General features: G+C 39.6%; 12 protein-coding genes and 4 pseudogenes. 2 read left to right on the top strand and 14 right to left on the bottom strand.

Annotation, left to right across the window (positions count from 1 at the left end; genetic code table 11):
- Nucleotides 1-228 precede the first annotated feature (228 nt).
- Nucleotides 229-1,228: pseudogene (locus STRIC_RS04015) on the top strand (MFS transporter).
- 45 nt (nucleotides 1,229-1,273) lie between these two features.
- On the opposite strand, the gene STRIC_RS04010 reads toward STRIC_RS04015, so the two are convergent.
- Nucleotides 1,274-2,379 (bottom strand): IS3 family transposase gene (locus tag STRIC_RS04010; protein ID WP_156033570.1). Its coding sequence is split into 2 segments (ribosomal slippage): nucleotides 1,274-2,103 and nucleotides 2,103-2,379, totalling 1,107 coding nucleotides; the frame shifts between segments, so codons are not numbered across the junction.
- A 68-nt stretch (nucleotides 2,380-2,447) separates the two neighbouring features.
- Here STRIC_RS04010 and STRIC_RS12610 point away from each other — a divergent pair.
- Nucleotides 2,448-2,663, top strand: a pseudogene (locus STRIC_RS12610) (MFS transporter); the annotation flags it as partial.
- Between the two features lie 62 nt (nucleotides 2,664-2,725).
- Here STRIC_RS12610 and STRIC_RS04000 read toward each other — a convergent pair.
- From STRIC_RS04000 to STRIC_RS12860, 13 genes and pseudogenes are all read right to left on the bottom strand, one after another.
- A complete protein-coding gene (locus tag STRIC_RS04000; protein ID WP_008088387.1) occupies nucleotides 2,726-4,498 on the bottom strand; it encodes an oleate hydratase in 1,773 nt (590 codons plus the stop codon).
- A gap of 375 nt (nucleotides 4,499-4,873) precedes the next feature.
- On the bottom strand, nucleotides 4,874-6,019 hold the full coding sequence (locus STRIC_RS03995) for a LysM peptidoglycan-binding domain-containing protein (protein ID WP_008088478.1): 1,146 nt from the start codon (nucleotides 6,017-6,019) through the stop codon (nucleotides 4,874-4,876).
- Nucleotides 6,020-6,203: 184 nt separating this feature from the next.
- Nucleotides 6,204-6,419 carry a YozE family protein gene (locus STRIC_RS03990; protein WP_008088508.1) on the bottom strand — a complete coding sequence of 72 codons (216 nt, stop codon included), beginning with the start codon at nucleotides 6,417-6,419 and terminating at the stop codon, nucleotides 6,204-6,206.
- Entirely contained in the window at nucleotides 6,416-6,925 is a 510-nt protein-coding gene (gene msrA / locus STRIC_RS03985; RefSeq protein ID WP_040831941.1) for a peptide-methionine (S)-S-oxide reductase MsrA, read from the bottom strand. Before msrA ends, STRIC_RS03990 begins: the two co-directional genes overlap by 4 nt.
- A gap of 80 nt (nucleotides 6,926-7,005) precedes the next feature.
- Nucleotides 7,006-7,860, bottom strand: coding sequence for an RNA-binding virulence regulatory protein CvfB (gene cvfB, locus STRIC_RS03980; protein ID WP_008088540.1), 855 nt, complete (start codon nucleotides 7,858-7,860; stop codon nucleotides 7,006-7,008).
- A 126-nt stretch (nucleotides 7,861-7,986) separates the two neighbouring features.
- Nucleotides 7,987-8,544 (bottom strand): ribosome recycling factor, encoded by a 558-nt coding sequence (frr, locus tag STRIC_RS03975; RefSeq protein ID WP_008088157.1) that lies wholly within the window; start codon nucleotides 8,542-8,544, stop codon nucleotides 7,987-7,989.
- Nucleotides 8,545-8,580: 36 nt separating this feature from the next.
- Nucleotides 8,581-9,309, bottom strand: coding sequence for a UMP kinase (pyrH, locus tag STRIC_RS03970; protein WP_008088194.1), 729 nt, complete (start codon nucleotides 9,307-9,309; stop codon nucleotides 8,581-8,583).
- Nucleotides 9,310-9,450: 141 nt separating this feature from the next.
- Nucleotides 9,451-10,131, bottom strand: a complete 681-nt coding sequence (locus STRIC_RS03965) for an ABC transporter ATP-binding protein (protein WP_008088356.1) — start codon at nucleotides 10,129-10,131, stop codon at nucleotides 9,451-9,453.
- A pseudogene (locus STRIC_RS03960) lies at nucleotides 10,118-10,906 on the bottom strand (ATP-binding cassette domain-containing protein). Before STRIC_RS03960 ends, STRIC_RS03965 begins: the two are co-directional and overlap by 14 nt.
- Nucleotides 10,894-11,700, bottom strand: a complete 807-nt coding sequence (locus STRIC_RS03955) for an ABC transporter permease (protein WP_008088205.1) — start codon at nucleotides 11,698-11,700, stop codon at nucleotides 10,894-10,896. The pseudogene STRIC_RS03960 and the gene STRIC_RS03955 overlap by 13 nt, the downstream one beginning before the upstream one ends.
- A complete protein-coding gene (locus STRIC_RS03950; protein WP_008088593.1) occupies nucleotides 11,685-12,647 on the bottom strand; it encodes an ABC transporter permease in 963 nt (320 codons plus the stop codon). Before STRIC_RS03950 ends, STRIC_RS03955 begins: the two co-directional genes overlap by 16 nt.
- Nucleotides 12,637-14,251: pseudogene (gene nikA, locus STRIC_RS03945) on the bottom strand (nickel ABC transporter substrate-binding protein). The gene STRIC_RS03950 and the pseudogene nikA overlap by 11 nt, the downstream one beginning before the upstream one ends.
- Before the next feature lie 183 nt (nucleotides 14,252-14,434).
- The gene (locus STRIC_RS12860; RefSeq protein ID WP_268741217.1) at nucleotides 14,435-14,896 is read right to left on the bottom strand and encodes an ATP-binding cassette domain-containing protein; all 462 of its coding nucleotides are present in this window, start codon (nucleotides 14,894-14,896) and stop codon (nucleotides 14,435-14,437) included.
- Between the last annotated feature and the right edge of the window lie 11 nt (nucleotides 14,897-14,907).

The raw sequence follows: 14,907 nt of genomic DNA, 5'->3' as shown, positions 1-14,907 counted from the left end.
TTGACTATTATAGTTTTCTCTGTTAGACTATTTAATTGTTATGATACTTTAATAAAAATTTATCAATTGATGATACACCAAAACAACGAGGAGTAAGTTATGATTCACCACTATGAACAAGAGCACCCTGAGACCTTTGCTCGATTTTTAAAACGCCAAAAAGTCGTTTTCTTAATTGCCTTTTTTGGTTATGTTTGTGCCTATTTGGTACGTAATAACTTTAAGTTAATGTCTAATACCATTATGATAACTAACGGTTGGGATAAGTCACAAATCGCTACCCTCCTATCTTGCTTGACCGTCTCTTATGGATTAGCGAAGTTTTACATGGGAGCTTTGGGAGATCGTGTTAGTTTACGCAAATTATTTGCAACTAGCTTAGGGGCTAGTGCCTTAATTTGTATCTTGATTGGTTTTTTTCCACACCTCTATGTTGACACTAGGGATTCTGCTTTTTCTTTGTGGTGTGGTGCAAGGAGCCTTGGCTCCAGCTTCTCAAGCTATGATTGCTAATTATTTTCCTAATAAAACCCGCGGTGGTGCCATTGCTGGTTGGAACATTTCACAAAATGCCGGTTCTGCCCTCTTACCTTTGACCATTGCGTCATTCACTAGTGCTGGCTTGGTTGTTCCAGAAACAGGAAATATCTTATTAGCTTTCTTAATTCCTGGGCTATTTGTCTTAGCCTTTGCTGCTATTTGTTGGAAATTTGGTGGAGATAACCCTGAAACCGAAGGTCTGGACTCTTTACGAACAATGTTTGGTGAAGCAGGGGAGTCAAATGTGGCTTCTGAAGAAGAAAAAGGTAACCTCAGCTATTGGCAATTGATTTGGAAATACGTTTTTTGTAACCCATCCTTACTATTAGTAGCTGCTGTGAATGTGGCACTATACTTCGTTCGCTTTGGTATCGAAGACTGGATGCCTATCTATCTCACCGAAGTCGCTAACCTGCCAGAGGCTAAAATTCATTTTGCGATCTCCATTTTAGAATGGGTTACTATCCCAGGATCTTTGATTTTTGCTTGGTTAGCCGTTAAATACCCTAATAAGATGGCTAAGATTGGTGTTATTGGACTCTTTGCCATGTCTGGTATTGTCTTTGTCTACGAATACATCACAGCTAGCGGGGCACCTGACTACCTCTTCTTGTTAATCATTTCAGGTATTTTAGGATCACTTATCTATGGCCCTCAATTAATTGTTAACATTTTAACCATCAACTGAAAAGGCAACACTTTTCTGTACAACATTTATAAAGTGCTTTTTTCTTTAAGCAATTAATCTCCATGTCATGGGTGTCTGGTAGTTGAGACTGCCATGAATGCGATGGTAATTCCACCAGTGCACATAATCTTTCGTTTTAAGGATTAATTCTTCCAGTGACTGAAAGGTTTCTTGATGAATAAATTCAATTTTGAAAGCGCGATAGGTGCTCTCAGCTACCGCATTGTCATAGGGACAGCCTGCTTGGCTTAGAGAACGATTGATTCCAAAAGCTTCCAACATGTCATCAATCAGCTGATTATCAAACTCCTTCCCACGATCAGAATGGAAGATCTTGACCTTGGTCAGAGCGTAAGGGATGCTCTGAATCGCTTGTTTAACCAATTCGGCGGTCTTATGCCAACCAACTGACAAACCGATGATTTCACGATTGAAGAGATCAATAATCAAGCAAACATAAGCCCAGCTATTACCGACACGAACGTAGGTTAAGTCTGTTACTAAAGCATTTAGAGGCTTTTCTTGATGAAATTGTCTGGCTAAGTGATTAGGAATAGCTGCCACATTCTTCCCTTTTGAATGTGGCTTGAAGGCTGCTTTCTGATAAACGGATACTAAGTTGAGTTTGTGCATGATGCGACGAATCCGACGACGAGACAGCTGGATGCCTTCATTTTCCAAACATTTCTTGATTTTCCTAGCCCCGTATCTGGCCTTACTTTCGAGAAAAATAGCTTTGATATTTTCTTCAAGTTCCGCTTCAGAGACTGGTTTAACAGCCTTGTAGTAATAGCTAGAACGAGGAATGTTCAACCAACGACACATGGCTGAAATGCTATATTTGTCTTTATTAGCAGTGATTACTTCTCTTTTCGTGCCATAATCACCGCCGCTTGCTTTAGGATATCTAACTGCATTTCGAGTTCTTTATTACGCTTTCGGAGTTCAATCAGTTCACGCTGCTCATCTGTAAGATTATCAATAGTTTTAAAGGAACCAGTTGTTTTAGCCTGACGTACCCACTTATCGAAGGTTGATGGGGTTAACTCATATTCTTTGATAAGCTCACTTCGTTTCATCCCTGCATTGTGAAGGTCAACGATTTGTTGCTTAAAGTCATCGGTGAAGTGGCGACGTATTTTTCTAGACATAATATTCTCCTATTTTCTTTAGTGTAGAACACTTTATAAATTCTGTCTAGTTTAGTGTAACCTATTCAAACTTTGTTCCTTTAAATGTAGCTGGAACGGCTATAGGATTCGTTGGTGTAACAGCTTACCTTATTGGTAATATGGGAGCTAACTGGTTAATGCCTATCTTAACGGATAGTTTTGGTTGGTTCTGGTCATACGTTGTCGTTGCAGGCCTCTCTGCTTTCTCTGCAGTAGGCTACCTTCTTCTAGCGAAACACGAGGAAGAATTAGTTAAAGAATAAGACAAAAATCAAAAACACACCCCTTGAGGGATGTGTTTTTTTGTAGGTCAAGATAAAATGACTTAAAGTAAATGCGCTTCTTTTAGTAATTCTTCCGCAAAAGTTCCCTGTAACTTCTTGTAACCAATCTTCTCAATTAAACCAGGTATTGGAAGGTCCATCTCTTTAAGGGCTTTTTTATCATTGAGATAATAGAAGGATTTCAAGAGCTCACGAACATCATAAATGGAGTTAAAGACTTCAGGAATCCCTCTTTCCACATTCAAAAGACTGTAAACAGCTTCCATGGCTGTACGAATAGAATATTCTGTAGTAAAGACGGTATCGCGTGATGGTGATTCTGCAAAATTACCAATAAAAGCGAGGTTGATTGAATCATCTGGAATGACTTTAGGACGGTCACCTGTCACACGCGGCATAAAGTAACTGGTAATATAAGGCATGTAAACTGGAACCGTATTAATAGACTCTTGACTAGCCAGTGTTTTGATTTTTTCTTCTGGCACACCGAGGTGATAGAGCCATTCTTCAGTGATTTCTTGTCCCGTACACTCTTCAATTTTCTTATGCACAAAATTCCCTTCGACATTGGAATATAGTCCATATAACCAAACAGTGCTTTCTTGTTCTGTTTGTTCTTTAAAATGTGGTTGACGATGAATGGCAAAACTCAACATCCAATTGGAGTCAACAATGGTAATAATACCGCCCGTATTGACCTTACCATCATGTAAATCACGATGCGTCAACCGTTCAATATAAGGTTCTATAGCTGGATTCTTGATGGTTGCTGTGGCTGATACAAACCAACTTTCTGCAGGAAGGTCCTTATAAAAGACTTTAGGATGCCCAAACTCATCTGACTGCGCTGCTAAGTTCTCCCATAAATTCCAAGAGCCACCCAATTCTTTATTAGGTTTAGCCACTTCATGGTGGCTACCATAATTAGTACTTTCAGTGATAGAGCCATTGGTTACAAAAACCAAGTCATCAGGACTTAATTCGATTTTTTGAGCCTCTCCTGAGACGGTTAATTGAATGGATTTAGCAACTTTTTGACCTGCTTCAAGATCAACCGTTATACCAGTTACCTTACTATCAAATTGGAAAGTCACCCCGTGTGATTCCAAATAAGCAAGAATAGGTTTAACCATTGAATCGTATTGATTGTACTTATTAAATTTCAATGATGTGAAATCAGGAAGACCATCAATATGATGAATGAAACGCATAGCATATCGACGCATCTCAACAGCAGAATGCCATTTTTCAAAAGCAAACATGGTTGCCCAATAAATCCAAAAATTACTCTGGAAGAATTCTTTTGAGAAAAATTCTTCAATGGTTTGGTCTCCCAAAGAATCCTCTGTCTTCATAATGAGATTAATCAACTCTTTAGAGTGTTTTCCTAAGGTATACTGGCCGTCATCATCTACACGATTGCCCCTTTTATGAATCAGACGACAATTAGATGAGTTTGGGTCATCTTTATCTAACCAGTAAAATTCATCAAGATAGGATGCTCCTGGTATTTCAAGTGATGGAATAGAACGGTACATATCCCACATACACTCAAAATGGTTCTCCATTTCACGACCACCACGTGTCACAAATCCTAGTTCTGGTTTTTTGATTCCATCTAAGGAGCCACCCGATAGCGACAATTCTTCAAAGATATGAATGCGGTCACCTTGCATCTGTCCATCTCGGATTAAAAAGACCGCTGCTGCTAGACCAGCTAATCCAGAACCCACTATGTAAGCTGATTTACGATCAACGCCTGCTGGTTTACGAGGATTAGCAAATGCTTCATAATTTCCACTACTATAATACATCTTAAGACCTCCTTGAATCACTCAACGAAACAAAAGAATCTAATGATGATAGGAAAAATCGTGACCTGAGTTTCTTTAAATGGCTAAAGTCTCAAGTACGATTACCCCTCTTAAAAGATTATCCTTACTTTTAGAGAATAATCCCCTACTCACAAGAAGTTCGGATTTTATTCCCCTTTAATACTGCCTATTTTACTCCTTCTTAAGAACTTGTGCTAACGAAAACTGTCATCTTTGAACTTTTTTAGAAAGTGTGACAAAACTGTCTAAAAAGAAAAAACCACGCCTAAGCGTGATTTTAAAATGAATCAAATATCCTGATTAAGAGTCTTCATTTGAAAACTTACTTCCTAACCAAAAGCTTTCTTTAACCTATTAGCCATTAAAAGAAACGTGAACATGGTCATAATGGTTTTGAGTTTGATCACCACGATCAGGCATCGGATTCCATGTATTGGCAGGTCCATAAATGTTTTGGAAAGGCGCATAGAAATGTTGCTTCCAAATCACATAAGAAATCCCTTTATCGCTCATATGGTCAATAGCGTATTGGGCAACACTATCTCCTGTAGCAGAACTATTTTCGACCATAAAATCAATAGCTAAGCCTTTTCCGTGATCTCCTGGATCTCCTGGACGATAACCACTAAATGAGGTAATGCCAAAAGCTGATGCCACTTCTTCTTTAAAGGCAGCTGTTTGTGGTTGTAAGCCAGCATCCATTGGATTGTAAGCATGATTTGGAGCATAGCTTAGTCCATTTGATGTTGCGATTGCAGTTGTGTCAACTGGCGCTGCTACTTCAGCTTCAGGCGCAGCTTCTTCTGGCATTTCTTGAGCAGGAGCTTCTTGTGCTGCTGGCTCTGTAGCTACAGCTTCTACCTCAGTAGTTTCTTCTACTGGGACTTCAGCTGGGACTTCTGGAGCCACTGAAGCTTCAACTGGCTCTTCTCCAGCCATCAATTCAGCTGGAACTTCACCAGACTGATCTGCTGCTTGAGCTGGATTTTCAATGACTTCAGAGCTTGTTGCTTCTTCTTGACTTGGAGCTTGCTCAGCTACTGGGACTTCTTCTGTCACCTGCGTGGTTTGAGGAGCTTGTGATTGCAAGTCATCTACCTGAACAGTAGTATTGTCATATGTAACTTGATTAGTCTCTAAGTTTGCACTTGCTACTGGAGCCGTAGCTTCTTGTGCTGATGGTGGAGCTACTGTTAAAGAAGTCGCTTCTTTTTGATTATTGTAGCTAGCTGTAATGACTGTATCTGGGAAAATCAAATCAATATTGATAATATTATTGATATTTCCAAGGACATGAACATCAATATCCATAGCTTCTGCAATAGTACTAAGGGTATCACCATATTTGACCACATAGGTCTGTGTCCCATTTTCGTTTTTGACTTCTGCTTTAATTTCAGCAAGAGTACGTGGCGTCCATACTTGTGCTTCTGCAGTTGCTAGGGGAACCATTGATAATACAAGGGTTGAAGCAAATAAACTCTTTTTATTAAAAATCATGATATCTTCCTTTTTAGTTATCTTATTTCTGCTATACATAATACCATAAATTTTCCCTTAAAAAGGGGATGTCATGCTATTGAAAGGAAGTGATGTCAACCTGTAATCTTTAGAGACTTTTGTTACAGAAAAAGCAAAACAAAAATCCATGTGTAAAGGCATGGATTTTTCAGCTATCGGCTACTTAATGGGCTAAATAATCTTCCCAAATACGGTCAAAGTCTCCTAGATTAAACGAAAAACGAGCCTCATCTTCTAAATAACGGCTTATGGTTTCAAAGTCACTACTATGTTTTGGAAAAGTGGTATCATCAAAGGCCAAGTCAGCTAAAATGGCACTTGGTGGATTTGACTTGGCATGACGTTGCGTCATCAACCAGGTGTAAAAAGATTTTCTCATGACCAGTTCTCCTCCAAAAAGCGGTGACGAATCGCACTGCTTTGCTCATAGCGACATGGATTTTTACGATAAAACCCTTGATGTCTGTCCTCTGCTGGGTAAAAAGGCTCTGCTGGCTCAATCGTAGTGACAATGGGTTGATCAAATCGACCTGAGGCTGACAAAGCCTCCTTTGAAGCTTCTGCAATAGTCTTTTGGCGACCATCGAAATAATAAATCACAGGCCTGTAGTTATCTCCGCGATCTTCAAATTGTCCAAAAGCATCGGTTGGATCTGTCTGCGCCCAGTAAATCTCAACCAATTCAGCAAAACTGACTTTCTCAGGATCAAAGATAATTTCTACGGCTTCTGTATGTCCTGTTGTTTTGGAACAAACTGCTTCATAAGTCGGATTTGGCACATGACCTCCTGTATAACCGCTTCTGACAGATAAAATGCCTTCTTTTTCTTCAAAAGGTTGTACCATACACCAAAAACAGCCACCTGCAAATATCGCTCTTTCCAAACTCTACACTCCATTTCTTTTAAACTTGCTTTTGTGGTCTCATTGTAACCAAAAAGCTTGCCTGAGGCAAAGCTTTTTGGTTAGATTAATTCGGTTCCTGAAGCATCTTGTTTGATGCGCTTAGCTTTCATCAAACCACCAAGAGCTTTTTTAAATTGGCCTTTTGAAATACCAAAAGTGGCTTTAATGTCTTCTGGTGACGATTTGTCATTAAGGGTCATAAAGCCACCGGCTGACCCCAAGTATGTCAAAATCATTTGAGCATCATTTTCTAACATTTCAAAAGAGCGCGGCTTCAAGGATAAGTTAAGAGTACGATCAACCTCTCTAAAACCAATAACCCTAGCGTCTAAAACCTGTCCTAAACGTGGCTCAGAAAAACGCTCACTTGGATGAATAAATCCAAGCATGTTATTTTCAGGAAGATAGACAAAGGTTCCAGTCAATTTGAGGCGGTAAACAATAGCTGGCCAGTTCTGGTTTTGCATATTGTTGTAAGCTGGACTAGCTAACTTTTGGAATACTTCTGGTTCTGCCGGCAAGCCCCACAAACGGTCTTTTTTGTCCACGGTCAAGGTGATGTAAAGTCTATCACCCTTTTTAGGCCAAAGCTCTTTCATTTCTGGTAAGACATCCAAGGAAACGACAATTTCTTTATCTGGGATACCCACATCCACGAAAACCCCTAAATCACGACGGACATCAGTGACTTCGCCCCAACCATAAGAGGTTCTAGTAGCCTTAATGTCTTTTGTGGTCAAGCGTCCTTTTTGTTTGATATCAGTGTAGGCAAAGCCTGTCACCATATCGCCTACCTTGTGCTCACCTTCTTCCTTTGCCAAGGCAAAGATGAAGCCTTCTTTTTGGACAAAATAAGATTTGTCATTTTCTTCTCGGATTAAGCCAGTAATCACGGTTGCCAGTATATCATTCATATCTTTCATCTTTCTTTAAAAAAGGCAGGGACAAGTCAAAAACAAATGCTTCTGGCTTTGTCGCCTACCTTTCCTTACGCTATGTTACTTAAGTTCAATCACAAGCTTTTGGAAAGGCTTTTGGGATTAAACAGAAAGTAGTTCTGTTTCCTTGTCAGCTGTCATCTTGTCAATTTCTTTGATGGCATCATCAGTTGCTTTTTGAATATCTTTTTCTAAAGTTTTCAATTCATCTTCAGTGATTTCTTTGGCTTTTTCTTGCTTTTTAGCATCATCCATAGCATCGCGGCGGATGTTACGAATGGAAATTTTAGCATTTTCACCCACTTTTTTCACTTCTTTAGCCAGTTCTTTACGCGTTTCTTCCGTCAATGCTGGAATGACTAAACGAATCACAGAACCATCATTAGCTGGTGTGATTCCTAAATCAGAAGCATTAAGAGCACGTTCAATATCTTTGATAGATGATTTGTCAAATGGTGAAATCAATAGCACACGCGCTTCTGGCACTGTAATGGATGCCAATTGGTTCAATGGCGTTGGAGCGCCGTAATATTCCACTTTGATACGGTCCAAGAGACTAGCATTCGCACGTCCAGCACGGATACTTGCGTACTCGCGTGAAAGGGAATGATGTGATTGTGCAAAGCGTTCTTTAGCTGTTTCAATAATTGCATTAGCCATGGTAGGTTACTCTCCTTTTTCTATGTCATTTTTGCTTTAATCACAAACTTTATTTGATACGGTCGTTCCGATGTGCTCACCAAAGACCACTCGTTTGATATTGCCAGCTTCATTCATATTAAAGACAACCAAATCAATATCATTGTCCATGGAAAGGGTTGAAGCGGTAGCATCCATAATTTTTAGACCACGTTTGATGACTTCACCGTGGGTTAACTCATCAAACTTAACGGCATTAGCATCTTTTTTAGGGTCTGCATTATAGACACCATCAACACCATTTTTAGCCATTAAAATGGCATCTGCTTCAATTTCAGCAGCACGTAGCGCAGCAGTCGTATCCGTTGAAAAATAAGGTGAGCCAATACCAGCACCAAAGACGACAATACGTCCTTTTTCCAAGTGTCTCAAGGCACGCCCACGAATATAGGGTTCTGCCACATTTTGCATAGGGATAGCGGTTTGTACCCGCGTGTCAACTCCATAATGTTGCAAGCTATCTGCCATGACAAGAGCATTCATCACTGTCCCAAGCATACCCGTGTAGTCTGCTTGAACACGATCCATGCCAGCTTCTGCAGCAGGTTCTCCGCGCCAAAGGTTTCCGCCGCCAATAACAAGTGCAATCTGAACACCTGAATCATGCAATTCAGCAATTTCTTTTGCAATCGATTGAACGGTAGGAATGTCAATACCGACACCTTTATCTCCCGCTAATGCCTCACCAGATAACTTAATTAATATGCGTTGATATTTAGGTTCCACTATTATGTTCTCCTTATTTTGTCCTTACTATTCTACCACAAAAGCAAAAATTTTAATAGGGCAATGACAGCCACTTAAACGTTTTCTTTCTGGATTGCTTGATAAGTTTTAGACAAATAAAAGGGTAAAAGCAAGTCTTTATTAACTAAAGTTCAAACAAGAACTGGAACAAACCGATTTCAAGAAACTATGATTTTCGACAAGCATGCCGTCTTTCATGACGAAAAGCTGATCACAAATAGCCTGACAAATCTTAGGATCGTGAGAAATCATAATATAGCTAAGCTGGTAGCGATTCTTTAGCTCATCTAAGAGTTCCAACAATTTCACTTGTGTCAAAGGATCCAATGCACTTAAAGATTCATCAAAGATAATGACTTTTGGTTTCAAGAGTAATGCTCTTGCGATACACAGCCGCTGCAACTGCCCTCCACTAAGCTGTCTAGCTTTTTGACTTAAACAAACCTTATCTAATCCAACAGCTTGTAAGATATCTCTTAAAGCTTGGTCCTGAACTTGACTTGGCAAGGCTTCTTTAAGAACTTGCGAAACGCTAAATCGTGGATTAACTGCATTAAGAGCGTCCTGAAAAACCAAAAGAATTTTGGGACCATCCACTTTTGGGTTATAGCGCTTATCATCAACTAAAATGCTACCTGAAGTCGCTGTTTCCAACCCAACAAGAAGACGAGCTAAGCTAGTCTTGCCAGAACCACTTTTCCCCATGATGCCCATGACTTGTCCTTGTGCTAAGCGAAAGTTGCAGTCTTTTAAAACCCACTCACTACCATAGCGTTTTCCAACATGCTTACAAACTAGCATAGCTAATCTCTCCCCATATTCGTGATTGGTTCAGCAAAGACTTGGTGTAAGCCTCTTTAGGTTGACTAAAGACAGCTTCTGTCAATCCTTGCTCTACTATGTGACCTTTGTTGATGACCATCAACTGTCCACCTAAAGCTTGCGCTAACTGAAAATCGTGAGTTACGGTAATCAAGGTTTTGCCTCTATCTTGCAATTCTTTTAAAATCGTAAACAGATTTGAACAATTATGACAATCAAGTGCCGACGTCGGCTCATCTAAAATAATCATTTGTGGATCAAGGCAAAGGATAATGGCTAACATGACACGTTGTAGCATACCACCACTAAGCTCAAAAGGGTACTTTTTAAACAGAGCGTCTGCATCTTGTAAGCCCAAGCGTTGCATCCAATCCAAGACTTGTGTTAAACAAGCTTTCTTTGATTTTTGCTCATGGCTTAAAGTGGTCTCAAGCACATGACTTCCAATTTTTTGAAAAGGATTAAACATGGCCATTGGATTTTGAACTAGATAAGCAATCCGTCGACCTCTGATTTTTTGCCATTCTTTAGAAGTCAATTGCCTCAGATTAATCCCTTGATAATGAATATCTCCTTTTAAAGTCATTTCTTGCGGGTATTACCCAAGCAATAGCTTGGTTAACAGCGTCTTTCCTGATCCACTTTCTCCGATAATAGTCAAAGACTCTCCCTTATTTAACTCAAAATTAAAGTCTTTCAAGAAAGCAATGTCCCCTAAATTTAAGGACACGTTGTTAACAATTAATTTTTCCATCTTATCATCCTATCTTTTTGGTCAAGCGCTTCTCCTAGGCTATTGAAAACAAAAACAGTTATAAAAATAGCTATTCCTGGTGAGATCATCATCCAGGTGGCCACTCGAAAATAAGCTCTAGCATCATGTAGCATCATTCCCCATTCCGTCACATTAGGTTGTACCCCTATTCCTAAAAAAGAAAAACCAGAAATCATTAAAATGATATTGCCTATATTCATAAAGACCATGACTAAAATGGGTTGATAGACAAAGGGGAGAATATGAGTTTTGAGAATATTCCAAAAGGAAAGCCCCATCATTTGTGCGTTGATAACATAGGCTTCCTTTTTGGCACTTTTGACTAAATTAGTCATTAATCTAGCATAATAAACCCATTCCACAACTACAATAGCAATCACCAAGTTGCCTAACCCTTGACCTAAAATGCCAACCGTAACTAAAGACAATAAAAAACTAGGAAAAGCTGAAATCAGATTAGCTAACCACAAAAAGAGACCTTCTGTTTTTCCTTGAAACCAACCCACGAGAAGCCCCACAAAAGCACCGATTCCCAACTCAAGACTACTGATGATTAGAGCTATCCCTATCGAATAGCGGGCACCGTGAAGGAGACACGAAAAAATATCTCTTCCTAACTGATCTGTCCCTAACCAGTGATGAGGGCTAGGTGCTAATAGTTTATGAGAGATATCAATAGCCCGAGGGTCATAGGGAGCCATGAAAGGAGCAAGTAGAGCGCTCATTAGCAAAATGCTCATGGTGCAAAGGGGGATGACTAATCGTTTTGACATGGTACCTCCTTTGTTTGTCGCAAATGCGGATCAATCCAGCTCACCAAGCATTGGGTCACAAGGTTATTGAGCAAAAATAGCGTTCCAAATAGTAACATACAGGCTTGTATGACCGGGAGGTCATAGGCTCTTAGACTCATAATAAACAAGCGTCCAATACCATTCCAAGAAAAGACTTCCTCCACAATGATGGAACCTGTCAATAAATAAACAAAGCTTAAACTCATAGCAGTGACTGGAGCAGGAAGCGCATTTCTCAGCAAATGGTTCTGAATAAGATAACTCTGTTTGACTCCACGCAGTCTAGCATTTTCTACATGCAAACTCCTTGCTTGTTCACTGATAGCCTTTCGAATGAGGGCAATGTATTGACCGATAAGAGAAAAACTCAAGGTAATGCTCGGCAAAATCAAGCTATTTGCTTCTTGTCCCCTTGATGATGGAAGCCAATTGAGCTTGACTGAAAATAATAAAATTAACAAATAAGCCACCCAAAAACTGGGTAAAGAAACGCTAGAAAAAGTCAGTAAACGGACGACAGAATCCAAATGACTCCCTTCATGAAGCCCACTCCAGATACCTATGGGCGTTGAAACTAAAACAATCAGCACAAAAGCACAAAAAGCTAACAGTGATGTCGTGCCAAATCGTTCTAAGACCAAGGGTAAAACCGGACGTTTCAAAAGATAAGACTGACCAAAATCCCCCCTTAAAACACGACTAAGCCAAATACCATATTGCTGCCACCAAGGCTTATCTAAACCTAGATAGTGCTCTGCCTCTTGAATAGCCTCTTGACTGAGACTAATTTTTGAAAGGCGAAGATAGTTTTCTTCTGGATTAACCGATGATAGCTTGACTAAAGCAAACGTCAGTAACGAAATCACTAAAAGAGCCGAAGCTGTGGATAGGCATTTAAGAAGGAAAGGCCTAACTCTAAGAAGCATGGTATCGTTCCATATAAGCTAGCGGGAAGGCATTTTCTTCTGGCGCAAAGCGAATCATTTTAAAATCGCCTTTTCGGTAGACAGATAAAACGGATTGGTAAGTTAGCGGAATATAGACCGCTTCCTCATGCAATAAGGAAAGGACTTTTTTTATAATCTCTATCTACATTTGCATCATCAGGATCTACCAAGGCTGATTTGATAAGACTATCTATTTCTGGCTTGCTTGGCAAGGCTTCTAGAGCAATATTCTCAGGATGACCATGATCAGTCTTGGCTGTTAAAGCAGACATCCATGCATGTGGATCCCAAGGATCTCCCCAGGAATAGGTTAACATCAAATCAAAATTTCCTTTCTTGGCATTTGCCCAATAATCATCTTCTTCCATAGCAATCAATGACACCTCAATACCAAGTTTTCGCCATTCGCCCTGGAAATAAGTGACCAAATCCTTATCGGTGGCTTTACTTGCAATATAAGGAAGACGCAAACGCAGAGGCTTCCCATCTTTTTGTCTTATCTTATCTTTACCTAATTTCCAACCTGATTGATCCGATAAGGCTTTAGCCTTGTCCAAGTTATAATCATAAGGAATCAACCCTGCATCTGAATGAGGTGTTGCTTTTGAAAAAATGGTTTCTGCTGCCATTTCTGTACCACGGAAGGTATTCTCTGCTATCGAAGACTTATCGATGGCATGATTCATAGCTTTTCTTACTGTCTTATCTTGGAAAATAGGCTCCTTAGCATTTAGCAAAAGCAGCCTTGTTGACATGGGCTGTGAAATATCAGTTACATACTTCTTGTCATTAGCATACTGGACAAAGGTATCTAATCCAATAATGCCATTACCATAAATGAGATCAATATCACCAGACTCAAAGGCTAGTGCCCGCGTTTGAGCATCTGGTATCACTTTGACTGTCACCTCTTTTAGTTTTGGTTTTTTCCCCCAATAATGCTCATTTCGTTTAAAGGTAATGTATTCATTGGCTTTTTTGTCTGTCACAATCCACTGCCCTGTCCCAATAGGTTTTTTGATATTGTTCTTTGTGGTATCATCCCCTTCTGGAAAAGCACTGTCAGCCAAAAAGCGAATAGGACGAATCATTGATAAGTCATAAAGCGTGGCACTATAAGGCTCCTTCAATGTCATCTCAAAATGCTATGCATCCAAAACACGATAAGAGGCTAATTGATTGGTCAAACTAAACCAATTATGATTTCCCTTATTCGAAGGAGAAAAAATGCTATCAAAATTACGTTTAACATTTTGAGCATCAAACTGACTACCATCCGAAAACTGGGTCTGACGTAATGTGAAGGTGTAGGTTTTACCATCTGGGCTAATCTGCCAACTTTGCGCAAGAGCAGGTTCAATCTTACCATTGTCGCCATATCTCACCAGACCTTCATAAACCATATCTTGAATCACAAACTGATCAGGATTATACCGGTGAGGGTTGACGTCTCCAAAATCTTCTCCCCAAGCCAGCCTTACTTTATCCTTTTCTTTTTCTTGATTGTGAGAACTTTTAGCCTGACAGGCTAGTAAAGGAAGAGCTATTAGACAAGTCAAAATCACTCGTATCGAACGTTTCATTTTCACCCAACTTTATTTTTTAATTTATGTTTATTTATATTTTAAGTAGACTTAATTAAATCATTTTAAGCTAATCTTGTCAAGATTGCCTCTAACGTCAAACACAAAGCCAAAAAGAGAGGCTACTTTCTCCTCTCTTTTTCTTTTGTGACTTCAGCTAAATCTACTCTAAGACGAACTTTTTTAGTAACTAAAGTCATCACTGAGACGTGACTTAATAACCATATTTCGGTAGAGTTCTGATTGAACAAGTAAAGACTCGTGATTGCCTTTTGCTTGAACCTTCCCTTTATCTATGACGACGATATGATCAGCTTTTTCAATGGACTTCATGCGATGAGAGACGGTAATGACTGTTTTGTTTTTAATCAGTTGACGTATACTATTTTGGATTGCCATTTCATTTTCTACATCCAACGACGCTGACATTTCATCAAGTAAAATAATCGGAGCATCTTTCAAAAAGGCTCTAGCAATCGAGATGCGCTGCCGTTCTCCACCTGATAATTTAGAGCCATTCTCACCAATGATAGTCTGATAACCCTGAGGTAACTTAGCCACGATAGCATCCACATTAGCTAAACGTGCCGCACGTAAAACCTCTTCATCTGTGGCTGTTTGTCTCCCCATTCGAATATTTTCCAAAATACTAGTAT

Origin of the sequence: Streptococcus ictaluri 707-05 (assembly GCF_000188015.2) — a bacterium.
Taxonomy (GTDB): domain Bacteria; phylum Bacillota; class Bacilli; order Lactobacillales; family Streptococcaceae; genus Streptococcus; species Streptococcus ictaluri.
The sequence above is the reverse complement of the archived record's forward strand: the minus strand, read 5'-3'. Positions and strand labels throughout refer to the sequence as shown.